Below are 22,169 nucleotides of genomic sequence, written 5' to 3' on the forward strand. Positions count from 1 at the left end.
TAGAGAGGAGGACTGCTCCCTTGAAAAGTATCTTAAACTTCATTGGACAAAATGAAGAATTGCAGGCTCTTGCCGCTGGTGTGGAAGAAGGACTGGAAGAACAGCTTGTTGCGGGATTATCGGGTTCTTCAAGAAGTGTGTTCATCGCATCGATGTTTCGAAAGACAGGGAAGCCGGCAATTGTTCTTACCCATAATCTGCTGCAGGCTCAAAAAATATATGATGATCTTCTTCAGTTCTTATCGGATGAAGAAGTGTTTCTATATCCAGCCAATGAACTGATTGCAGCTGAACTCAGCGTAGCCAGTCCTGAGCTGAAATCACAGAGAATTGAAGTGCTGAATAAGCTGGCGCTCGGTAAAAGTGGAGTGTTTGTCGTACCGGCAGCGGGATTAAGAAAGATCCTTCCGCCAAAAACATTATGGAAATCGCTGCAGCTGTCCTTTGAGCTGGGAGAAGATGTCGACTTGGACAAACTTCTGGATCAATTATTGTTAATGGGATACCAGCGGAACGATATGGTGGGAACACCTGGCGAATTCAGTTTGCGCGGCGGAATCTTGGATATTTTCCCCCACACATTGGAGACACCCGTCCGTATCGAGTTGTTTGATACAGAAATAGATTCAATTCGATCCTTTTCACTCGAAGATCAAAGGTCAATTAAGAGGCTGAAGGAGGTACACATTGGGCCTGCTTCAGAAACCATTATGAAGGGTGAACACTTGGAAAATATCATCGAGCGCCTGGAGGCAGGCCTTTCCAAGAGCTTGAAAAAAATTAAAAGTGACCAGGTGAAAGAGCGGCTCACCCAAAATACCGGATATGAATTGGAACAGCTGAGAAACGGCCAAAAACCTCAAGCGATTTATAAATATCTATCGTATGCCTATGATGAAGCTGCTAGCTTGCTAGATTACCTTCCCGAAGGCGGGATGTTCTTTCTGGATGAATTGGGAAGAGTTCAGGAAATGGGAGAGTCATTAGAGAAAGAAGAAGCAGACTGGTATACATCTCTTTTACAAAATGGGGAAATCGTCCATGATGTCCCGGTCTCTCATAACCTTTCAAAGCTGCTGGTTCAATCCAGTCTGCCGAAGGTCTATTTCTCATTGTTCCTGAGGCATATTCCAAATACCAGTCCGCAGAACATATTTAATCTTTCAAGCAAGCCGATGCAGAGTTTCCATGGCCAGATGCATGTTTTAAAAGCGGAATTGGATCGATGGAAGAAAGGGAATTTCACTATCATCCTATTAGGTCCTGATGAAGAGCGGAAGAAGAAGCTTCAAAGGGTATTGAATGACTATGATATTGAAGTCGCAGTAACATCGGATAATGAGAAGCTTTTGATCGGGCAGTCTCAGATCATGAGCGGACATCTTACTAACGGTTTTGAACTTCCGATGATGAAAATAGCCGTTCTAACCGAAGAAGAGCTCTTTAACAAGAAGACAAAGAAAGCTCCCCGCAAACAAAAGCTTTCCAATGCCGAGAGAATCAAGAGCTATTCCGAGTTAAAAATCGGAGACCATGTTGTCCATGTCAATCACGGGATCGGTAAATACCTTGGGATTGAAACTCTTGAAATCAATGGGGTTCATAAGGATTATCTGCATATTAAGTACCAGGGTACTGACAAGCTGTATGTCCCGGTAGAACAGTTCGACCTTGTTCAAAAATATGTGGCATCGGAAAGCAAGGAGCCTAAGCTTTATAAACTTGGCGGTTCTGAATGGAAGAAGGTCAAGAATAAAGTTCAATCTTCTGTACAGGATATCGCCGATGATCTCATCAAGCTGTATGCAGAAAGGGAAGCTTCCAAAGGATATGCTTTCTCTCCTGATGGAGATATGCAAAGGGAATTTGAAACCTCTTTCCCTTATCAGGAAACAGAGGATCAGATCCGTTCGATTCACGAAATCAAGATGGATATGGAAAGAGAAAGGCCGATGGACCGCCTGCTTTGCGGAGATGTGGGCTACGGTAAAACAGAAGTGGCCATCAGGGCCGCATTTAAAGCTGTGGTGGATGGAAAGCAGGTTGCCTTGCTTGTGCCGACAACTATCCTTGCACAGCAGCATTTTGAAACAATGAAAGAAAGATTTCAGGATTTTGGACTTGAAGTCGGTCTTCTGAGCCGATTCCGCACGAAGAAACAGCAAACCGAAACGATCAAAGGTATTAAAGCGGGGACAGTGGACGTGGTAATTGGAACGCACCGGATCCTATCAAAAGATATTGAGTACCGTGACCTCGGCCTGCTGATCATTGATGAAGAACAAAGGTTCGGAGTCACCCATAAAGAAAAGATCAAGCAGCTAAAGACCAATGTCGATGTTCTTACATTGACTGCAACGCCAATACCAAGAACCCTTCACATGTCCATGCTCGGGGTAAGGGATTTATCTGTCATCGAAACTCCGCCGGAAAACCGGTTCCCGGTCCAGACGTATGTCATGGAATATAACGGGGTCCTGATAAAGGAAGCGATAGAGAGGGAGCTTGCGAGGGACGGACAGGTGTACTTCCTTTATAACCGTGTGGAAGACATCGAACGGAAGGCAGAAGAAATTTCCATGCTTGTCCCGGATGCCAGGGTAGCTTTCGCTCATGGGAAAATGAATGAAAATGAATTGGAATCCATCATCCTTAGCTTCCTCGATGGTGAGTATGACGTTCTGGTTACGACGACCATTATAGAAACGGGTGTCGATATTCCCAATGTCAATACATTAATCGTCTACGATGCAGACCGGATGGGACTCTCACAGCTGTATCAATTAAGAGGAAGGGTCGGCCGTTCCAACAGGGTCGCTTACTCTTATTTTACGTATCGAAAAGATAAAGTCCTGACTGAGGTTGCGGAGAAAAGACTTCAGTCCATCAAAGAATTCACTGAGCTTGGCTCCGGCTTCAAAATTGCAATGCGTGACTTGACCATCCGGGGAGCAGGCAATATTCTTGGTGCCCAGCAGCACGGGTTCATTGATTCTGTAGGCTTTGATCTCTATTCGCAGATGCTGAAAGAAGCTATTGAAGAAAGAAAAGAAGATCTTCCGAAAGAAAAGGTATATTCTTTTGAAGTGGATATAGAAGTGGATGCTTATATCCCGGACACTTACATTCAGGACGGTCATCAAAAGATTGAAATGTATAAACGCTTCCGTTCTGTCTCTACACTTAAAGAGACAGCAGAACTGCAGGATGAAATGCTTGACCGCTTCGGGGAATATCCTGAAGAGACAGCCTATCTTTTCCAAATAGCCGAGATGAAGGTCTATGCGCGTCAGGCAAAGCTGGAAAGCATCAAGCAGAACAAAAAGGAAGTCTCAATCTATATGTCGCCTGAAGGGACTCAGGAAATCGACGGCAGCAAGGTGTTTGATATCTGTAATAAGCATGGCCGCGCAGTCGGGCTTGGAATGGAAGAGCAGAAACTGAAAATCACCATCAATACCAATAGAATGAAAACTTCACAATGGTTCAATATTGCCTATGACATTGTGAAAAACATCCAGCTCGCAAGGAAGGATGCAGAAGTTCATTCGTAAGAAAGGCAAAACCCACCCATATCATGACGGGTGGGCTTTTGTGCTTTATAGCACGAAAGGGACTGTCCCTATTAATAAATAATGGAAGTAAAGTGTAAAAATGAATCCCTTTCCAGTATACATTCGTATATAGACCAAGGGGGTGTTCAAGGTGAAATGCAGAAGTTGTAATGGAGAGTCATTTGTACAGGCTTCCGATTATATCAATCTCCGGCCGCTGAACAAGAGAATGACGCTTGGCTCTGAGAAGGTGTACACCATTTGCGCGAAGTGTGGAGAAGTTGCTTCCATAAAAGTTCAAAATCCAGAGAAACTCAAATGACCTCCAATAAGAGCAGACCTATGAAGCAGCTGAACAGGCAGCTTCTTTTTTGTTAGAAAGAAAGTTGAAAATATGTTGATAAAAAATTAGGAAGCGTACTTGAATCCAGCCGCAAGGACCCAGCAGCTAGCGGAATTACCTGCCTCCTCCTCCTTGTGATAAGTCAACATCAAAGTGCGTTGTAATTCCTTTATCATATACAAGAGCCCTAATATCTGTCTGAAAATCTGAAGGTTTTTAAAATGTAACTTTAAATAATAAAGTAAGTAAAGGCTGTCTCTTAACCCTGTTAAAGGAGGAAGGCTTTTATCTCCATGTTGATTGGAGTGGAAGGTGAGCGACCTCCTGCGGGACTAGCGGGACAGGTGAGACCCCGCAGGCGAAGCCGAGGAGGCTCACCGCCCGCCCCGCGGAGTCGCACACCTGTAACGGAAATCAAGACATTTGGAGCGAATGATTCTACCTTTTCACTTATTGTTGAACATTTTAAGTGTCCTAGAGGGAGAAAGACCTCCTTTTTCTTAGGGTATTCCTGTCGGGGCTAAGAGGCGCTTGCACTTTTTTTGCAACATTTTACAGAAGATGAATTTGTAGTGGAAACAGTGAAAACACAAAAGATTTCTTATATCTTGAGAGAACTGTAACTTAAATGTAATAAGCATATTTTGTTTATTTTGAAGCAGTCAGGGTATTTAATTTAATGCAGCTGCCGTTTTGGTAAAATAAACCTAAACTAGAACAAAAACGTAATTACAGAAAAAATAGTGGTTTGTGTATAGAAGTTTCCTCTTGAAGGATACTAAAGTCAACTTTGGTAATGAATACAAAAGTAGTTACCGAAAAAAATCATCTGATGGAAAGTGAGGCAACTATAGATGAAAGCAACTGGTATTGTTCGTCGTATTGATGATTTAGGTCGTGTCGTGATTCCAAAGGAAATTCGCAGGACTCTCAGAATTCGCGAAGGTGATCCATTGGAGATTTTCGTTGATAGAGACGGCGAGGTCATCCTGAAAAAATACTCACCAATCAGTGAGTTAAGTGATTTTGCGAAAGAATATGCAGAGGCATTGTATGACAGCCTTGGCAGCTCGGTCCTCATTTCGGACAGGGATGCGGTGATCACCATCGCAGGCGGCTCCAAAAAAGAATATTTAAATAAAAACGTTAGTGATCTCATTGAAAAACAAATGGGAGAGCGTAATTCATTACTTCACACACAACAAGGAAAAATCGAACTTGTGGAGGGTGTGGAAGAAGAAGTATCTTCTTACACCATTGCCCCGATCATCGCCAATGGCGATCCAATCGGTTCAGTGACCATTTTCTCGAAGGACAAGACTATTGGTGAAGTAGAACAAAAGGCAGTAGAAACGGCAGCTGGCTTCTTAGCAAGACAAATGGAATCATAAAATCAGGAGCGGTGGATACCGCTTCTTTTTTTGCTTTCACCTGAAGCGCCCCACTAAAATGAATAGGGCATTTTGTGTTATAATACAGTACAATAATTCGCAAAAGGAAGGCAGGAAACAGCGGTTGCCTTATGAAAATATATCTGCAAAGTTAATGAAGGGGACCTTTATCCTGACGGCTGCAGCACTGATTACGAAAATTCTCAGCGCCGTCTACCGTGTTCCGTTCCAAAATATCGTCGGCGATATTGGTTTTTATATATATCAGCAGGTCTATCCCTTTTATGGGATTGCCCTGGCTCTTTCTACATATGGATTTCCGGTTATCATTTCTAAAATGATTGCCGAACGGCAGGAAGGGAAAAACGGAAAAGAGGTTCAGGCACTTCTCCGGTCCTCCTTTCTATTCTTGACAGTGACTGGTGTGATTTGGTTTCTGCTCATTTACTTCGGCGCTGGGCCGATTGCTTCCCAGATGGGAGACCCCCAGCTGGAGAATCTGATTCAATTGATTAGTATTACCTTTTTGCTCATCCCATTCATTTCGGGTCTGAGAGGCTTTTACCAAGGTACAGGCAACATGGTCCCCACTGCTTATTCCCAAGTAGGGGAACAGTTTGTCAGGGTTGCCACCATCCTGGTATTTTCGGCTGTTCTGGTCGCAAATGATTATTCCCTTTATATGGCAGGAGCCGGTGCACTGTTTGGTTCCATAACGGGGGGCCTGGTCTGCATCCTTATCCTGCTCACATTTGTCTGGAGGGATCATACACGTTTCTCCCTCTCTTTCTTTGGCTTGCGGGAGACTAATCACAAAGAGATTTGGTCCAGGCTTTTAAAGCATGGGACGGCAATATGTGTCAGCGGGATGCTGCTTGTGCTGCTTCAATTGATAGATGCCTTGAATGTTTACTCTCTTTTAGTACAATCAGGGATATCTGAGACAGAGTCTAAACAGCTGAAGGGAATTTACGACAGGGGTCAGCCCTTCATCCAGCTGGGCACGGTAGTCAGCACCTCCCTTTCCTTAACATTGGTTCCGCTTATCACAGCAGCCTTCCGTAAAGGTGACAGGGCTGTGATGAATGAGAAAATCAGGCTGGCTTTGAAGATAGGCAGCCTGGCGGGGTTTGCCGCCTCCCTGGGTTTGATTAATATCATTGAACCCACCAATACTATGCTGTTTCAAAACAGCCTGGGTTCAGATGTCATTGCGGTCTTTTGTTTGTCGATCCTGTTCAGTTCCATCATTTTAACCATTTCAGGCATCCTGCAGGGAATCGAGCTGATTTATTTTCCTGCGATGGCAATCATGGGCGGCCTCGCCATTAAGTTCTTTTTAAATATCATGCTTGTAAGCCGATACGGTACAATGGGCTCCTCGATCGCTACAGTCATCGCATTAGGAGCGATTGCTGCCATCTTGATTTTTCGTTTGAAAAAACAATTCAATGCACCTTTCCTGAAACTGCATTTTTATTTGGTTACGGGGCTCGCCGGGATAACCATGACCGTTGTACTGCAAGCGTATTCGTATCTTTTTTCAATAGTTGCAGGTGATGAATCCCGTATTCTGGCCGCGGTAGAATCCCTGTCCGGTACTGCCGTTGGTGCCGCCGTATTTATTTTGATCATCCTTAAAGGGAGAGTCTTCTCCTTTGAAGAACTGCAGCAACTGCCGGGGGGAGAGAAATTGAGTTCCCTGTCCGAGCGTTTTAAATAGGTTTAGGGAGACGGAGGTTGCGCGGGGATAGTCAAAGCCCTTTATGGTATTTTCTTCCCCTCGACGTCAAATAAACAATAGGAGGTCCAGCATGAAAAAATTTATGGTTGCCGGCCTGGGTGCAGGTGAACTCGATCAAATGCCTCTCGGTGTGTACAAACAGCTGAAAGGGGAAAGGACAACCTTTCTCCGTACTGAACATCACCCGGTGGTATCCGAGCTGAAAGAAGAAGGTTTTGTTTATCAATCCTTTGATTACATATATGAAAAGCATGACAGCTTTGATAAGGTTTATATTGAAATTGTCGAAGTGCTGAAAGCCGAAGCACAGCAAGGCGAGATCCTTTATGCAGTGCCGGGTCATCCCCTTGTGGCGGAAAAGACAGTCCAGCTGCTGATCGAAGCGGCCGAACATGAGGGGTTTGAACTTGAAATCCTAGGCGGACAGAGCTTTCTTGATCCATTGTTCGCAGCAGTAAAAGCAGATCCGATTGAAGGATTTCAGCTTTTGGATGGGACTGATTTACATCTTGAAGATATCAAGATGGACCAGCATTTAATCATTGGCCAGGTCTATGATGCATTTACAGCATCAGATGTAAAGCTGACCTTGATGGAGATATATCCATATGATTATCGTGTCAAAATCGTAACAGCGGCAGGAACGAAAGAAGAGATTGTTAAAACGATCCCGCTTGTTGAACTGGATCGTGAAGTGGAATTGAATAACTTAACCAGCTTGTATGTTCCTCCTGCAGCAGAAATGGATTTAAGGTATAAACAATTTTCCACATTCAGGCATATTATCGCACGCCTGCGAGGGCCGGGCGGATGTCCATGGGATATTGAACAGACCCACCATTCACTTAAGAAGTATTTAATAGAAGAAACTTATGAACTGTTAGAGGCCATAGAGGAAGAAGATATTGACCACATAATTGAAGAGCTAGGAGATGTGCTTCTTCAAATCATGCTTCATGCTCAAATCGGTGAGGATGAAGGCATGTTCACGATTAATGAAGTAATCGGAACGGTCTCGGAAAAAATGGTCCGCCGCCATCCCCATGTATTTGGTGATGTGACAGTAGAAGGCACGGATGATGTAAAGGCTAATTGGGAAACCATTAAACAAGCTGAAAAAGGCGAGCGGGAAAAACCGCTTTTAAGCGGCGCTGCAAAAGGATATCCCTCTTTAATGAAAGCATATGAGTACCAGAAGAAGGCTGCCAAAACCGGTTTTGATTGGGAACTTACGGACGAGGCGTGGGAGAAAGTCTATGAAGAAATAGAGGAATTCCGCGCCGAAGCAGCGAATGGAGATAGACACGCCCAAATCAGTGAATTTGGCGACCTGCTGTTTTCTCTTGTCAATATCGCCCGCTTCTATAAAGTACATCCTGAAGAGGCGTTGGCCATGGCGAATACGAAATTTTTCAACCGCTTTTCCTATGTAGAGCAGAAGGTTAAAGAAAGCGGAAAGGAATTCAGTGATTTTTCACTGAAAGAACTGGATGGATTCTGGAACGAAGCAAAAGGAAGAGGAATCAACTGAACCTGCCCAATGTGAATTGATCAAGGACCTTCTCAGAATGAATGCTTCCTGGATGTGCAAACAACCCTTCCCGGAAAGATGACTAAAGGAGAGAAAATACATGGCAACAATGCGTTTAGATAAGTTTTTAAAAGTATCCCGTTTAATCAAAAGAAGAACATTGGCAAAGGAAGTGGCAGACAAAGGCAGAATCACCATTAACGGACTCCAGGCAAAAGCGAGTTCCAATGTCAAAGTAGGGGATGAGTTGAAGGTCCGCTTCGGCCAAAAAGTAGTCACGGCAACAGTCGACCGCCTGCAAGAGTCTACCCGCAAAGAGGACGCAGGCACAATGTACACCATTGTCAGTGAAGAACGAGTATCGGAAGGACCCGAAGAGTAAGTTGGCAGCTTGTTCTATTTTTCTTCCCGCCGCATACATATAGTTACAAAGCCTGTACTTTGTGAATGTGGGGGATGAAAATGAATCAGTATCAGGAAAGCGGAAATAACAAAGGAACAATGCAGGAACATGATGTCATGATGAGAGGCAGACGCCTGTTGGACATTACAGGAGTCAAGCAGGTCGAAAGCTTCGATAATGAAGAATTCCTGCTTGAGACAGTTATGGGGTTCCTCTCGATCAGAGGGCAGAACCTGCAAATGAAGAACCTGGATGTTGATAAAGGAATTGTCTCCATTAAAGGCAAGGTGTTTGATATCGTTTATTTGGACGAACAAAGTGGAGAAAAAGCTAAAGGGCTCTTTAGCAAGCTGTTCCGATGACGCTTTCAGTACAATTTTACACCATGCTGGCCATGGTCGGCATGGGCAGTGTTTTCGGGGCAGCCCTTGATACGTATAACCGTTTCTTGAACAGAAACAAAAGAAAACGCTGGCTTGTTTTCCTGAACGATGTCTTGTTTTGGATTGTGCAAGCCCTTTTTATTTTCTACATCCTTTTTTCGGTGAACTTTGGTGAAGTAAGGTTCTATATCTTCATTGCACTGCTATGTGGATTTGCAGGCTATCAGGCTCTCCTGAAGGAAATGTATAAGAATTTGCTGGAAAGAATCATTCAAGGCTTTATTTCTCTTTACAGTTTCATGGTGAAGATGGCAAGGAATCTGGTCTACTCACCAATCAAATGGCTGGTGGTCCTCCTCTTTTCCATCATCCTCGGAATTGCCAAGGGAGTATGGACAGTATTCGGTTTCCTGTTCAAAGCAATTATTTCCATCTTGAAAATCGTGTTTACTCCTCTTCTATGGGTGGTAAAAATTATTTCAAGCCTTTTGCCGAAAAATATTAAAAAATTCGTCGAGAAGTTATATAATAAATTTGCAGGATATTTATTTCCATTTGTGAAAGTTATAAGTACAAAGCTGAAAAAATGGCTTAAGAGATAAAGGAGGTGCAAGAGATGAGCCGGGAACGAAATATCCGTTCAATGGAAAATGCCTATGTAAGACAGCAGGAACATAAAAAGAAAGTCAGTCACCATAGAAAAAAGAGGCTTTTTCGCCGCTTGGCCCTACTATTTATCCTCGCCCTGACGATAAGCGGTTTTCTAGTTTCGACCCTCATCTCACGCGCTTCGGTCCTTGACGAGAAGGAAGCACAAAAGGCAGAGCTGGAAGCCAAGCTGGAAAAACTCGAGAGGCAGCAATCGATTCTCGAAGAAGAAATCATCAAGCTGAACGATGACGAGTACATTGCCAAATTGGCCAGAAGGGATTATTTTCTCTCAGACGAAGGCGAAATTATCTTTAACATTCCAGAGCCGGAAGCAAAAAAAGAAGAAGAAGAGTAGTCGCATTGACACTCTTTTTTTTATTGGCTATAATATATAGTAAGCTTTTAATTATTTTAAGGAGGAGCATTCTTTTTATGTCAATTGAAGTAGGCAGCAAGGTTCAGGGTAAAGTTACAGGGATTACAAATTTTGGAGCGTTCGTAGAATTGCCGGAAGGTGCAACAGGTCTTGTCCACATCAGCGAAGTTGCCGACAATTATGTAAAGGATATCAATGAGCATCTTAAAGTCGGTGAAGAAGTGACAGTCAAAGTCATGAACGTCGAGAAAGACGGAAAGATCGGTTTATCCATCCGGAAGGCAGTAGACCAGCCGCAACGCCCACAGCGCCCGCAGCGTCCTCAGCGTCCACGCAGCAGCAATAAAATGAACGATACTCGTCCCAAAGAGAATTTCGAGCAGAAGATGGCCCGTTTCTTAAAGGATAGCGAAGATCGTTTAACTTCATTAAAACGGCATACAGAATCAAAACGTGGCGGCCGAGGAGCAAAAAGAGGATAACTTGCTGTCTGTTTATATATAGCAGGTTTATAGAGAGGGTTCCTAATGGGAACCATAAGGGAAAACAACTGACTGCCTTTCATCCCTGGAAAGCGGTCGGTTGTTTTTTGAATTCCGGCTTTGTTCTAGTGGGGTTCATGGGCTTAGAAGTTCAATCCTCCACGAATGTTGTTGGATTTATGGCGTTGTATATAAAAAATTCTTAGGAACAGATTGGGCTTCAGGCAGCACTGATTTGAGGATAAAGGAGAATCGATGCAGCCAGAACCGGCATCGGGGTACATGGAATTGGCGAAACCAAGAATCGATGCAGTCCGAATGGTCACCAGGGTACATCGATTTAGCGAAACCAAGAATCGGCAGTCAGAATGGTCCTCAGACAGCACCGATTTAGTAAAACTAAAAATCGATGTATTCTCATCGGCCGGCAGGCGTCACCAAGCGTATGAAATAACAAACGACATTGAAGATCGACCTCAAAGCTTTAAAAGGAAAATGTTTCACATGAAACGACAATACTTGAAACAATAAATTCAAGCCTTCAAAAAAGACAAACAAAAAACCACGACAGTTGTCGTGGTTTTTCAGTATGACCCATACGGGATTCGAACCCGTGTTACCGCCGTGAAAGGGCGGTGTCTTAACCGCTTGACCAATGGGCCAATATAATATGGTAGCGGCGGAGGGGATCGAACCCCCGACCTCACGGGTATGAACCGTACGCTCTAGCCAGCTGAGCTACACCGCCATATCAATAAATTGTTTTGAGACACAAGTAATATAATACATAGGATTAAAAAAATTGTCAACAAATAAATCAAGAAAAATGTCAGTTTATAAATCTCGTATTTAGCAGTACAACCCTAAATCCGTCAGGAAAGCTGTTCGGTCAGTCATTTTTTATTCATCTGTTTTTTCGCAGAAAGAAGTCGAACTTTTCTCACATTTAAAGTCCTCATTTTGACAAACTTCTAAGCTTGTCCGCTATATACTAACTACAATGAATAAGACCAGGGGAGAGGATAAGTATGGAAAAAGCAGAGCAGAGTGTCATGGAGCCGGTGAGGAATGTAGACATCCAGCATACTAAATCGGAGTTCACCATGGGGATGAAAGTCTTTCTGCAGAAGGTGGAGTGGTTCTTCGTTCAAAAAGGGTTTGTTCTCTTCGGTTTAGGATTCCTATTGGGCCGGGCCTTGATCCTGTCACACTTGACACCTTTCGCCATGCCTTTCTTCGCCGCCGTTTACATGGTGCGGAGAGACCGTGCTCCTGTCGCGCTAATGGGTCTGCTGGCCGGATCAATGACATTGTCCATATCTAATATTACGTATACGTTTGCCAGTTCAATATTATTCCTGATTCTTTTCAGGATTACGAGGAAATTTCAAAAAAGTGAGCTGAAGGCAGTACCGTACTTTGTCTTCTTCACGACAATCACAGCCAGCCTTGCCTTTGATTACATAGTAAGCGGGGGAGGCCTGACCGTTTACAATGGTGCGATGGCAGGAGTGGAAGCAACACTTTCGTTTATTCTAACGCTGATTTTTATCCAGAGTGTCCCGCTGTTCTCGATCAGTAAAAGGAAGAAATCCCTCAAGACCGAAGAGGTAGTCAGCCTGATCATCCTCCTGGCTTCCGTGATGACAGGGACCATCGGGTGGTCTGTGTACGACCTCTCTATAGAACATATCTTATCCCGATATCTTGTTTTGCTGTTTTCCTTTGTAGCGGGTGCGACAGTTGGTTCCACTGTCGGAGTGGTGACAGGTTTGATATTCAGTCTTGCGAATGTAGCCAGCTTTTATCAGATGAGCCTCCTGGCGTTTTCAGGTCTTCTTGGGGGCCTTTTAAAAGAAGGGAAGAAAGCGGGTGCAGCCATTGGTCTGCTTATCGCGACATTGCTGGTCGGTATGTACGGTGATAGTGATACATCGCTGGCTAAAACACTTTATGAGTCTGGTGCCGCCATCTTTTTATTGTTTCTGACGCCTTCCGCCCTGACTGGAAAACTGGCCAAACATATACCGGGAACAGCTGAATATAACCAGGAACAGCAGCAGTATATCAGGAAGGTCCGTGACGTGACGGCAAGCAGGGTAGAGCAGTTTTCTTCCGTATTCCAAGCGCTTTCAAACAGTTTTGCGGGCTTGGAGGACAAGATGAATAATGAGGAAGCAGATGAGCGGGAATTCGATCAATTCTTGAGTAATGTCACTGAAAAAACTTGCCAGACGTGCTTTAAGAAGGAACAATGCTGGGCCCGGAACTTCAATCAAACCTATGATCTTATGAAAGATGTGATGTATGAGATAGATCAGGGGCATGTCCCGCTGAATGGAAAAACCGGGAGGGAACTCGAAAAGCATTGCGTCCGCTCCAAAAAGGTCCAGGAAGTAGTTTCTCAGGAACTAACCTATTATCAAGCGAATCTCAAATTGAAGAAGCAAGTACAGGAAAGCCGGAAGCTTGTAGCGGATCAGTTGCAGGGTGTTTCTGAAGTAATGGGGGATTTTGCGCGCGAGATTCAAAGAGAAAGAGAAAATCACCAGCAGCAGGAGGAACAGATCCTCGAATCGCTTCAGGAATTCGGCATGGAGATAGAGAATGTAGAAATTTATTCACTGGATAAAGGAAATGTCGACATTGAGATGGCCCTGCCTGCTGGTAATGGACATGGGGAAGGTGAGAAGCTGATCGCGCCGATGCTGTCGGATATTCTTGGTGAAAACATTATTGTTTTGCGGGAGGAGCCCGCAGCTTTCCCGAGCGGCAACTGCCAATTAACCTTCGGGTCTGCAAAAGCATATATGGTGGATACCGGAGTAGCCCACGCGGCTAAAGGAGGAGGGCTTATTTCTGGAGACAGCTATTCAATGATCGAACTGAGTGCAAGCAAATACGCAGTGGCCATAAGTGATGGGATGGGAAATGGGGAAAGAGCACATTATGAAAGCAATGAGACGTTGAGTCTCCTGCAGAAAATTTTACAATCCGGAATAGAAGAAAAGGTGGCGATTAAAGCAGTCAATTCGATTCTTTCTTTACGAACCAATGATGAAATATTTTCAACTCTTGATTTGGCGATGATTGACCTGCAGGATGCATCTTCCAAGTTTTTGAAAATCGGTTCCACTCCGAGCTTTATAAAGAGAGGGGATAAAGTAGTAAAAGTGGAAGCTGGCAATCTTCCAATGGGAATCTTCTACGAATTCGATGTGGACGTGGTGAGTGAACAGTTGAAGGCAGGAGACTTGCTGGTCATGATGAGTGATGGAGTTTTTGAAGGGCCGAAACATGTGGAAAATTATGATGTATGGATGAAACGGAAGATTAAAGAAGTAGATACAGATGATCCACAGGCGATGGCGGATATTATTATGGAGGAAGTGATAAGGACAAGATCCGGAGAGATAGAAGACGATATGACAATCGTTGTTTCAAAGATAAAGCATAATATTCCGAAATGGAGTTCGATTCCCGTACAAAAATATAAAGGAAAGGAGAAGGTTTCGTAAGGTGTTTTCCTGACGAGATAAAAGCAGCTTGCTAGAGTCAGAGCCGCTGCTCTGTTGAACGAATGAAGTAATAGGTTATTACTCTTAAAGTGTTCCTTTTCCGAGTGAATTTTATCACGATGAGTAACTGGAAGTATTCTGTAAGGAAGAAAGAAGGGAGCTGCTCTATCCGATCTGAGTGAAAAACCAGTGCGCAGGAAAAAACCCCGCTCTTGGAATTTTTCTGGAGAATGAAATCATATTTTAAAAGATGATAGGAGGACGAATCCAGGTGAACCTGATTGAGCACACAGCAGAGAAGGTTGTGCTGCTAATGCTCTAAAATATTTCCTGTTCAATGACGATTGCTTAATTGAGTACACAATGCGGTATATATCAACAGTTTGAAGTATATTTCCCTCCCAAACAGGCGAAGATGGTAACAAACAAAGTTAGAGGAGGGGAAACTGTTGAAGACAGGTACACTTCGACAAGTTCTATTAATAACTGATGGATGTTCCAATCAAGGTGAAGATCCGGTAGCGATGGCTGCATTGGCGAAAGAACAAGGAATTACCGTAAATGTGATAGGCGTAATGGAGAATGATTCTATTGATGAAAGAGGCATGGAGGAGATAGAAGGCATTGCCATGTCAGGCGGCGGAGTAAGCCAGATTGTGTATGCCCAGCAGCTTTCGCAAACAGTCCAGATGGTTACAAGGAAAGCAATGACCCAAACCCTGCAGGGGGTCGTCAATAAGGAACTGAAGCAAATATTAGGGAAAACCACCTCAATGGAAGAACTTCCACCTGAACAGCGGGGTGAAGTAATGGAAGTGGTGGATGAATTGGGCGAGTCGGCAGACCTTGAAGTGTTGATTCTTGTCGATACTTCAGCGAGTATGAAGCATAAACTGCCAACAGTTAAAGAAGCCTTGCTGGATCTATCTCTTAGTATGAATGCAAGAATGGGAGATAACATGTTTTCTGTTCTCGTATTTCCCGGGAAAAGAAAAGATGTCGAAAAATTGCTGGACTGGACTCCTAAGCTTGAGTCGCTGACGAGCGTCTTTTCAAAGCTTTCTTCAGGAGGGATAACGCCAACGGGGCCGGCAATAAGCGAAGCGATCTCTTCATTCAAGAAAAAACGTTCTTTAAGGGGCTTGCTCTCACGTGATGATGAACAATACTTTGAAGAAACAATATAAATTTTCTTCAGGGACCAGAATTACCGGCAAGTGGCACAAACAACAATATACGATTGTGAAGGAACTTGGATACGGGGCAAACGGAATTGTCTATCTGGCTCAGGCGGGTGCGGATTATGCGGCACTTAAGATGAGTGACAGCTCGATGTCCGTCACCTCGGAAGTAAATGTTTTAAAGGCTTTTGCCAAGGTCCAGGGAGCGCCTCTTGGACCTTCTTTGCTTGATGTGGATGACTGGGAGTTCGGGGGCAGGAATATTCCTTTCTATGTAATGGAATATATTCAAGGCCCGGACTTGCTGACCTTTGTTCAGACGAAAGGCTTCTCCTGGACGGGTGTATTGATCGTGCAGTTGTTGAATGATCTTCACAGGATCCATCAGGAAGGATGGGTATTTGGAGATTTGAAACCTGATAATCTGATTGTGACAGGACCGCCGAATAAACTCCGGTGTATTGATGTTGGAGGAACCACGATACAAGGACGGGCGATTAAGGAATTTACCGAATTTTTCGACAGGGGTTACTGGCTCGGTCATTCCAGGAAAGCAGAGCCTTCCTACGATTTATTCTCAGCTGCGATGATTCTCATCAACCTCTCCTATCCGAAAAGGTTTAACAAGACAGGGAGCGGGGGAATAGAGCAATTGAAGAATGCGGTACTCGCCAAACCCGAGCTGACGAAAATCAAAGTGCCGATCATGGGCGCCATTGAAGGAAGATACAGGTCAGCCTTGGAGATGCGCCAGGCACTGCTGGATACACTATCGGCAAAAAATACCACGCCCGGCAGCAAAGCTTCGACCTCCAGTCCTCAGAGGAAAACGGTGGCAGCCACCCGCGCTCAGATCAGGAAAAAGAAGTCGGGAGGCAGTTTCGTAGAGACGGTGCTGGTGATTATGGTCTTGTCTCTTCTTTACTTCTTATATATTTATGGTGAGCTACTTTAGTACTGCCGAAATCCAGACTCCATAATAAGCCCCTTGAAGTGTAATGGGAACAGAATATTGTTAAGATAGAAGAAAACATGGATCAGGAAGAGGAAGCATGCTCAATTATGAAAGGAAAGTCATAGACTTTATAAGGAAACACAATTTAATTCAAGAGGGAGATTCAGTACTGGCTGCTGTGTCAGGCGGGCCTGACTCGTTATCTCTCCTGCACTTTTTGAATAAGTACAAGAGCCTCTGGGGTATCACTGTGGCAGCTGTTTGTGTGGATCACATGTTCAGGGACGAAGAATCTCATGAAGAATTCCTTTTTGTGAAAAGGGAATGCGGGAAAATGGACATCCCTTTTTATGGAGAGAGAGTCAATGTGCAGCAAGTTTTGGAAGAACGGAATGAGGGCTTGCAGGAAGGCGCGCGGAATGTCAGGTATGACCTGTTTGCCAAGCTTGTACAACAAGAGGGATTCACCAAGCTCGCATTTGGGCATCATGGGGATGACCAGGTGGAAACCATTTTAATGAAGTTGACGAGAGGGAGCAGCTTGGAACGCAGCGGGATACCTGTGAAAAGAGCCTTTCATGGTGCTCAGATTATCCGCCCCCTTCTTGGTCTTGCAAAAAAGGAAGTCCTGACATATTGTTCCGAAATCAGCCTGGAAACAAGGCACGATCCAAGCAATGAAAAACGTGATTATACCAGGAACAGGTTCCGCCATGAGGTACTTCCTTTCCTGAAGGGTGAAAACCCACAGGTTCATCTTAAATTTCAACAATTTAGTGAAGAAGCATCTGAAGATGAAGCGTTTTTGATGAGTCTTGCACAAGAAAAAATGAATAGTATCCTTACAAAAGGCAGGAATGAAGCCATTGTTGATATTAAAGGTTTCAGGCTGATGCCTCTGCCTTTACAAAGAAGAGTGATTCATCTAATATTAAGTTATCTTTACAAAGATAGGCCTTCATCCTTATCATCTATACATATTCAAGATGTTTTAGCAATAATAATGAAAGACAGCCCCTCACTGAGTCTCGATCTTCCGGGAAACCTCAAAGCAATCCGTTCCTATAATCAATGTATATTTACATTTGGAGGAAGAGCAGAGGGCAGCGGCGGTTTTTGTTATACATTGAACATAGGTGAGAGAATTGAATTGCCTGATCATCGAGCAATTATACTTCAAGAGGCTGAAGACACGGACGTCCATGCCGGTTCCGTCATTTTCCAGAAAGGCAGTATCGCCTTTCCGCTGAGGGTTCGGACAAGGAAGCAGGGGGACCGAATGAAAGTTAAAGGGTTGAATGGCACAAAAAAGGTAAAAGATATATTTATCAATGAAAAGATACCAGCCAGGCTCAGAGACAAATGGCCGATCATCGAGGATGATAACGGTGAAGTACTCTGGATCCCCGCCCTTAAGAAATCAGTCTATGCTTGTGATGAACCAGGTAATCCGGGTGAACATGTAAGGTTAATCTTTTTACAGCAAACATCTTCCTAGGAGGCAGACCAAGTGTTAAATAAAGATATCGAGAAAGTGCTTATTACTGAAGAAGAGCTTCAAGAGAAAATCAAGAAACTGGGCGCTGAGCTGACAGAGGAGTACAAGGATGGATTTCCTTTAGCTATAGGTGTACTGAAAGGTGCAATGCCTTTCATGGGCGACCTGCTTAAGCGTATGGATACATATTTGGAAATGGATTTCATGGATGTTTCCAGCTATGGAAACTCTACCGTTTCTTCTGGTGAAGTTAAAATTGTCAAAGACCTTGACACAAAGGTGGAGGGCAGGGATATCCTGATCATCGAGGATATCATCGACAGCGGGCTGACTCTTAGCTACCTGGTTGAACTGTTCCGTTACCGTAAAGCAAAGTCCATCAAGATTGTAACGCTTTTGGATAAGCCATCAGGGAGAAAAGCGGATATCAAAGCTGACTATGTCGGATTCATTGTACCGGATGAGTTTGTTGTCGGGTACGGCCTCGATTACGCTGAAAAGTACCGCAACCTGCCGTATATCGGCGTGTTGAAACCTGAAGTGTATAGCGGCAACGAATAAGCGCAATCTAATGAGAACGCACATTTGTCAGGAACTATCAATAAAGGAAGCTAATTGTTGTCATACCATGATTTTCTATGATACTATTTTATATAGCTTTTTTACCGTGGGAGGAGGTAAGGGATGAACCGGATCTTTCGTAACACCATATTCTACTTACTAGTATTTCTCGTCATAATAGGTGTGGTGAGTTACTTTAACAACAGCAACGAGCCAACAGAGAACATTAAATATAACGAATTCATCACTCACTTGGAAGATGGTGAGGTAGAGTCGTTTTCCATCCAGCCTGAAAGAGGCGTTTATCAGGTCAGGGGAAAACTTACTGGATATGAAGAGGAACAGTATTTCCTTACGAATGTATTAGGGAATGATTCCCAAATATTAGAACGTATCAATGCAGCAGCTGATGAAAGCGGCATCGAAGTCGATGTGCTTATGGCAAAAGAAACAAGCGGCTGGGTATCTTTCTTTACAACGATCATCCCGTTCGTCATCATCTTTATCCTATTCTTCTTCCTGCTGAACCAGGCGCAGGGCGGCGGAAGCCGGGTTATGAACTTCGGCAAGAGCAAAGCCAAGCTTTACAGCGAAGAGAAGAAGAAAGTGCGATTCAAAGATGTTGCCGGAGCAGATGAAGAGAAAAATGAACTTGTCGAAGTCGTGGAATTCCTTAAAGACCCGAGAAAATTCTCGGAAGTCGGTGCGCGTATTCCTAAAGGAGTCCTGCTTGTAGGACCTCCGGGTACAGGTAAAACTTTGCTTGCGCGTGCAGTTGCAGGGGAAGCCGGTGTACCGTTCTTCTCTATCAGTGGTTCCGACTTCGTAGAAATGTTTGTCGGTGTCGGTGCATCACGTGTACGTGACTTGTTCGAAAATGCGAAGAAAAATGCCCCATGTATCATCTTCATTGATGAGATCGATGCAGTGGGACGCCAGCGTGGAGCAGGCTTAGGCGGAGGCCACGATGAACGTGAACAGACATTGAACCAATTGCTTGTAGAAATGGATGGGTTCGGTGCGAACGAAGGAATCATCATCGTTGCAGCAACAAACCGTCCTGATATCCTGGATCCTGCCTTATTGCGTCCTGGTCGTTTCGACCGTCAGATCACGGTTGACAGACCTGATGTCAAAGGGCGTGAAGCGGTGCTTAATGTACATGCCAGAAACAAGCCGCTTGATGATTCAGTAGATTTAAAAGCAATCGCAATGAGAACTCCAGGTTTCTCTGGTGCAGACTTAGAGAACCTGTTAAACGAGGCTGCGCTTGTAGCTGCCCGTGAAGACAAAAAGAAAATCGATATGCGCGACATCGATGAAGCGACGGACCGTGTCATTGCAGGTCCTGCCAAGAAGAGCAAGGTCGTTTCCCAGAAAGAACGAAAAATTGTGGCATTCCACGAAGCTGGCCATACTGTCATTGGTCTTGTGCTGGATGAAGCGGAAATGGTCCACAAAGTTACAATCGTACCTCGAGGCCAGGCTGGCGGTTATGCTGTAATGCTTCCTAAGGAAGACCGTTACTTCATGACAAAACCTGAGCTCCTCGATAAGATCACAGGACTGTTGGGTGGACGTGTGGCTGAAGAAGTTATCTTCGGTGAAGTCTCCACTGGCGCCCATAATGACTTCCAGCGTGCCACTGGCATTGCCCGGAGAATGGTAACCGAATTTGGTATGAGTGACAAGCTTGGCCCAATGCAATTCGGTTCTACTTCACAGGGACAGGTATTCCTTGGCAGAGACATTAACAATGAACAAAACTATTCAGATGCAATCGCATATGAAATCGATCAGGAAATGCAAAGCTTGATCAAGAGTTGTTATGAAAGAGCTAAAACGATTCTTACAGAGCATCGTGATAAGCTGGAACTTGTCGCAAACACATTGTTGGATGTGGAAACTTTGGATGCTGGACAAATCAAGCATCTAATGGATCATGGCAAACTTCCGGACCGCGGTTATGGAGATGACGAAGCACCTGCCAAAGATGATGTCAAAGTGAACATCCAAAAGAAGGATGATACAGCTGTGACATCAGATGAGTCAGCTGCAGAGGATAAAAAGAAGATTAACTAATAAAAAGGCACCAGCTTCCAAGCTGGTGCCTTTTGTTTTTTAAAGGCTCTTTTCGTAAACTTTGTTGCTATTTAATATAATTTTCGTAAGCTATTACCAAAACTCACTGAAATCACCCTGGTGAGCAAGAAAGAAAAGAGCTTCTCACTCCGTTAAGAGAGAAAAACCGTAGTATCCGGGGGGAAATCCGGCTCTTGGGATTTTTCCGAAAGCAACAATATATACAAAAACAGCCTTTTAAAAAATGACCTAGTTGATGGCTGTGGAAGGTACACTTCCCGCAGAGTGGTGCACATGAAGCGAAACTAAACTACTTTTTGCTTAAGGCTCTTTTCTAAAAGATTGTTGCTTTGAGGTCTATAGTCCACCACTACCCCTTAAATGTAGAGGGATCTTCACTGCAGGCGTGCGATCTCCTGCGGGAATAGCGGACGTCTAGTTCAGCGCCAGCCTCTCGGGGTCAAATAACTCCAAGATAATAAAAGGAAAGATCGCCTTTTTTCTCTTGAGAAAATTTGCCTGTCGGAGCTGCCCAGGGCGCTTCCGCTTTTTAATCAGGCGAAGCCGAGGAGCCGGGCGCATGGAGCGGAAATCCATTACGATTTAATCAACCACATTCTTTGCGAAAACAGACTTGTTTAAAAACAGCTTAGTAGTAAGACAACAGCTTTCACCAAAAGGATGCAATTGTGGTATGATGTTGGCAGAATGAAATCAATGTTTAGTGGGTGAAAAAAGTGATTTTTGTCTTGGATGTAGGGAATACCAATATAGTACTTGGAGTGTATGAAGGCGAAGAGTTAAAGCATCACTGGAGAATGGAGACAAACCGCCATAAAACAGAAGATGAATATGGCATGATTGTCAAAAATCTGTTTGAACATGTGAAATTATCGCTGGACTCCATTGAGGGAATCATCATCTCTTCTGTTGTCCCTCCCATTATGTTTTCTTTAGAAAGAATGTGCGAGAAATATTTTAATATCACACCATTGGTTGTCGGCCCCGGCATCAAAACAGGATTGAACATAAAGTATGAAAATCCGCGTGAAGTGGGAGCAGACCGAATCGTTAATGCTGTTGCGGGTATCAAGGAATACGGCGGGCCATTAATCATCGTCGATTTTGGGACAGCAACTACTTACTGCTATATCAATGAAGATAAACAATATATGGGTGGTGCAATCGCCCCGGGAATAGGGATTTCTACAGAGGCTCTGTATTCAAAAGCTGCAAAGCTGCCGAGAATCGAAATTGGCAGGCCGGACCATATCATCGGCAAAAATACGGTGTCTGCCATGCAGTCCGGTATCCTTTTCGGATACGTAGGACAGGTTGAAGGCATTGTCAAAAGAATGAAAGCAACAGGTACGAGTGACCCTCTGGTCATTGCAACCGGCGGTCTTGCACAATTGATAGCAAAGGAATCCGATGTCATTGATGTCGTAGATTCATTCTTAACATTAAAGGGTTTAAAGCTCATTTATGAAAGAAACAGCACAGTATAGGAGGCAAT

18 protein-coding genes and 2 tRNA genes are annotated in these 22,169 nt (G+C 44.1%); 18 read left to right on the forward strand and 2 right to left on the reverse strand.

Going from position 1 to position 22,169, the window contains the following annotated elements; translation table 11 throughout:
• Positions 1–20 precede the first annotated feature (20 nt).
• The 11 genes from mfd (at position 21) to B9Z54_RS09625 (ending at position 11,389) form a co-directional block, all read left to right on the forward strand.
• Complete coding sequence (gene mfd, locus B9Z54_RS09575) at positions 21–3,554, forward strand: transcription-repair coupling factor (protein ID WP_113928183.1); 3,534 nt, start codon at positions 21–23, stop codon at positions 3,552–3,554.
• Positions 3,555–3,705: 151 nt separating this feature from the next.
• Positions 3,706–3,876, forward strand: coding sequence for a hypothetical protein (locus B9Z54_RS09580; protein ID WP_240189871.1), 171 nt, complete (start codon positions 3,706–3,708; stop codon positions 3,874–3,876).
• Between the two features lie 875 nt (positions 3,877–4,751).
• On the forward strand, positions 4,752–5,288 hold the full coding sequence (gene spoVT, locus B9Z54_RS09585; protein ID WP_113928185.1) for a stage V sporulation protein T: 537 nt from the start codon (positions 4,752–4,754) through the stop codon (positions 5,286–5,288).
• A 154-nt stretch (positions 5,289–5,442) separates the two neighbouring features.
• Complete coding sequence (locus tag B9Z54_RS09590) at positions 5,443–7,011, forward strand: putative polysaccharide biosynthesis protein (protein WP_113928210.1); 1,569 nt, start codon at positions 5,443–5,445, stop codon at positions 7,009–7,011.
• 91 nt (positions 7,012–7,102) lie between these two features.
• A complete protein-coding gene (gene yabN, locus B9Z54_RS09595) occupies positions 7,103–8,563 on the forward strand; it encodes a bifunctional methyltransferase/pyrophosphohydrolase YabN (protein ID WP_113928186.1) in 1,461 nt (486 codons plus the stop codon).
• A 109-nt stretch (positions 8,564–8,672) separates the two neighbouring features.
• A complete protein-coding gene (locus B9Z54_RS09600; RefSeq protein ID WP_113928211.1) occupies positions 8,673–8,945 on the forward strand; it encodes an RNA-binding S4 domain-containing protein in 273 nt (90 codons plus the stop codon).
• Between the two features lie 80 nt (positions 8,946–9,025).
• Positions 9,026–9,328: a sporulation protein YabP gene (yabP, locus tag B9Z54_RS09605; RefSeq protein WP_113928187.1), complete on the forward strand. Its 303-nt coding sequence runs from the start codon at positions 9,026–9,028 to the stop codon at positions 9,326–9,328.
• A complete protein-coding gene (gene yabQ, locus B9Z54_RS09610) occupies positions 9,325–9,951 on the forward strand; it encodes a spore cortex biosynthesis protein YabQ (protein ID WP_113928188.1) in 627 nt (208 codons plus the stop codon). Before yabP ends, yabQ begins: the two co-directional genes overlap by 4 nt.
• A gap of 14 nt (positions 9,952–9,965) precedes the next feature.
• Positions 9,966–10,355: an FtsB family cell division protein gene (locus B9Z54_RS09615; protein WP_113928189.1), complete on the forward strand. Its 390-nt coding sequence runs from the start codon at positions 9,966–9,968 to the stop codon at positions 10,353–10,355.
• Between the two features lie 77 nt (positions 10,356–10,432).
• Entirely contained in the window at positions 10,433–10,858 is a 426-nt protein-coding gene (locus tag B9Z54_RS09620; RefSeq protein WP_113928190.1) for a S1 domain-containing RNA-binding protein, read from the forward strand.
• 255 nt (positions 10,859–11,113) lie between these two features.
• Entirely contained in the window at positions 11,114–11,389 is a 276-nt protein-coding gene (locus B9Z54_RS09625; RefSeq protein WP_113928191.1) for a hypothetical protein, read from the forward strand.
• Positions 11,390–11,448: 59 nt separating this feature from the next.
• Here the strand turns inward: B9Z54_RS09625 and B9Z54_RS09630 are convergent.
• Positions 11,449–11,520, reverse strand: a tRNA-Glu gene (locus B9Z54_RS09630).
• Between the two features lie 9 nt (positions 11,521–11,529).
• A tRNA-Met gene (locus B9Z54_RS09635) sits at positions 11,530–11,606 on the reverse strand.
• Between the two features lie 280 nt (positions 11,607–11,886).
• Between B9Z54_RS09635 and spoIIE the strand changes: the two genes are divergently transcribed.
• The 7 genes from spoIIE to B9Z54_RS09670 all read left to right on the forward strand — a co-directional run bounded on the left by spoIIE (position 11,887) and on the right by B9Z54_RS09670 (position 22,161).
• Entirely contained in the window at positions 11,887–14,376 is a 2,490-nt protein-coding gene (gene spoIIE / locus B9Z54_RS09640; RefSeq protein WP_113928192.1) for a stage II sporulation protein E, read from the forward strand.
• A gap of 449 nt (positions 14,377–14,825) precedes the next feature.
• Positions 14,826–15,563: a VWA domain-containing protein gene (locus tag B9Z54_RS09645; RefSeq protein WP_113928193.1), complete on the forward strand. Its 738-nt coding sequence runs from the start codon at positions 14,826–14,828 to the stop codon at positions 15,561–15,563.
• Entirely contained in the window at positions 15,532–16,512 is a 981-nt protein-coding gene (locus tag B9Z54_RS09650) for a protein kinase domain-containing protein (protein WP_113928194.1), read from the forward strand. The genes B9Z54_RS09645 and B9Z54_RS09650 overlap by 32 nt, the downstream gene beginning before the upstream one ends.
• A 97-nt stretch (positions 16,513–16,609) precedes the next feature.
• Positions 16,610–18,010, forward strand: a complete 1,401-nt coding sequence (gene tilS / locus B9Z54_RS09655) for a tRNA lysidine(34) synthetase TilS (RefSeq protein WP_113928195.1) — start codon at positions 16,610–16,612, stop codon at positions 18,008–18,010.
• A 12-nt stretch (positions 18,011–18,022) separates the two neighbouring features.
• Positions 18,023–18,571 (forward strand): hypoxanthine phosphoribosyltransferase, encoded by a 549-nt coding sequence (gene hpt / locus B9Z54_RS09660; RefSeq protein WP_113928196.1) that lies wholly within the window; start codon positions 18,023–18,025, stop codon positions 18,569–18,571.
• Positions 18,572–18,694: 123 nt separating this feature from the next.
• Positions 18,695–20,653, forward strand: a complete 1,959-nt coding sequence (gene ftsH, locus B9Z54_RS09665; protein ID WP_113928197.1) for an ATP-dependent zinc metalloprotease FtsH — start codon at positions 18,695–18,697, stop codon at positions 20,651–20,653.
• Between the two features lie 737 nt (positions 20,654–21,390).
• Entirely contained in the window at positions 21,391–22,161 is a 771-nt protein-coding gene (locus tag B9Z54_RS09670) for a type III pantothenate kinase (RefSeq protein WP_113928198.1), read from the forward strand.
• Positions 22,162–22,169 lie beyond the last annotated feature (8 nt).

Source organism: Bacillus sp. P14.5 (assembly GCF_003316765.1).
Lineage (GTDB): Bacteria > Bacillota > Bacilli > Bacillales > Bacillaceae_B > Rossellomorea.

Excerpts from the sequence above, each read along its gene's own strand:
- spoVT (WP_113928185.1), top strand. The coding sequence starts at position 4,752 with ATGAAAGCAACTGGTATTGTTCGTCGTATTGATGATTTAGGTCGTGTC.
- B9Z54_RS09590 (WP_113928210.1), top strand. The coding sequence starts at position 5,443 with ATGAAGGGGACCTTTATCCTGACGGCTGCAGCACTGATTACGAAAATT.
- yabN (WP_113928186.1), top strand. The coding sequence starts at position 7,103 with ATGAAAAAATTTATGGTTGCCGGCCTGGGTGCAGGTGAACTCGATCAA.
- B9Z54_RS09600 (WP_113928211.1), top strand. The coding sequence starts at position 8,673 with ATGCGTTTAGATAAGTTTTTAAAAGTATCCCGTTTAATCAAAAGAAGA.
- yabP (WP_113928187.1), top strand. The coding sequence starts at position 9,026 with ATGAATCAGTATCAGGAAAGCGGAAATAACAAAGGAACAATGCAGGAA.
- yabQ (WP_113928188.1), top strand. The coding sequence starts at position 9,325 with ATGACGCTTTCAGTACAATTTTACACCATGCTGGCCATGGTCGGCATG.
- B9Z54_RS09615 (WP_113928189.1), top strand. The coding sequence starts at position 9,966 with ATGAGCCGGGAACGAAATATCCGTTCAATGGAAAATGCCTATGTAAGA.
- B9Z54_RS09620 (WP_113928190.1), top strand. The coding sequence starts at position 10,433 with ATGTCAATTGAAGTAGGCAGCAAGGTTCAGGGTAAAGTTACAGGGATT.
- B9Z54_RS09625 (WP_113928191.1), top strand. The coding sequence starts at position 11,114 with ATGCAGCCAGAACCGGCATCGGGGTACATGGAATTGGCGAAACCAAGA.
- spoIIE (WP_113928192.1), top strand. The coding sequence starts at position 11,887 with ATGGAAAAAGCAGAGCAGAGTGTCATGGAGCCGGTGAGGAATGTAGAC.
- B9Z54_RS09650 (WP_113928194.1), top strand. The coding sequence starts at position 15,532 with ATGATGAACAATACTTTGAAGAAACAATATAAATTTTCTTCAGGGACC.
- tilS (WP_113928195.1), top strand. The coding sequence starts at position 16,610 with ATGCTCAATTATGAAAGGAAAGTCATAGACTTTATAAGGAAACACAAT.
- ftsH (WP_113928197.1), top strand. The coding sequence starts at position 18,695 with ATGAACCGGATCTTTCGTAACACCATATTCTACTTACTAGTATTTCTC.